Source organism: Pseudomonas sp. TJI-51, assembly GCF_000190455.2.
GTDB classification, from domain to species: Bacteria; Pseudomonadota; Gammaproteobacteria; order Pseudomonadales; family Pseudomonadaceae; genus Aquipseudomonas; species Aquipseudomonas juntendi.
In genome coordinates, this window is sequence record NZ_AEWE02000016.1 from 6,638 (window position 1) to 7,205 (window position 568).

Annotated in this window: 2 protein-coding genes; both read right to left on the reverse strand. The window is 53.9% G+C overall.

The genetic code is table 11. The annotated features are described in order from the left end of the window. Positions 1 to 21 precede the first annotated feature (21 nt). Positions 22 to 258 carry a YdcH family protein gene (locus G1E_RS04625; RefSeq protein ID WP_029886178.1) on the reverse strand — a complete coding sequence of 79 codons (237 nt, stop codon included), beginning with the start codon at positions 256 to 258 and terminating at the stop codon, positions 22 to 24. Positions 259 to 327: 69 nt separating this feature from the next. Beyond that, positions 328 to 568: hypothetical protein (locus G1E_RS28935; RefSeq protein ID WP_218186957.1), on the reverse strand; the 241-nt coding region annotated here is incomplete at its 5' end.

Genomic DNA, 568 nt, shown 5'->3' on the forward strand with positions numbered 1-568 from the left:
GAATTCAAAGAAAATGCTCGGTCAGGATTTGGGCGGATGAATGATCCGTTCGATCTTGTCCTTGATCAGCAACCGCTCCTTGCGCAGGCGGTTGACGGCGTCGTCGTTGGTGCCGTTGCCTTCGGCGGCCACCACCTCCTTGTCCTTGGCGTTGTATTCCTTGTGCAGTGCATGCAGCGCCTGGTCGTTGTCCATCAGTGCCTGGAACTTCTCAGCGGTAATGTGCAGGTCAGCGAGCAGATCATGCGGAACTGGCATTTCTTCACCTCTGTCAGGTTTGTCGATTGGGTCCTGACCACTGAGGATAGCCGTCTTTGCGCAAGCCGTTCACGGGCTGCAGGCTGAACGGCAGCTGAAGAAAACCGCATTAACGGGAAAAAGCCTCGCCATCACTAAATTGTTACCGACTTTTTCACAAAAAATTGATGGTGCGCTTTCTAGAGTTCGCCCAACTTTCCCACAGTGCCGTCGGGCCGTGGGGTTGATAACCACTCTTGATTGCGAACACTGATGCTCAATTTCAAATCCCTGCGGACTGAATGGGTCACGCTGCTGGCCAGCCTGTACC

Coding starts and splice junctions, on each gene's coding strand:
- G1E_RS04625 (WP_029886178.1), bottom strand. CDS start 258: ATGCCAGTTCCGCATGATCTGCTCGCTGACCTGCACATTACCGCTGAG.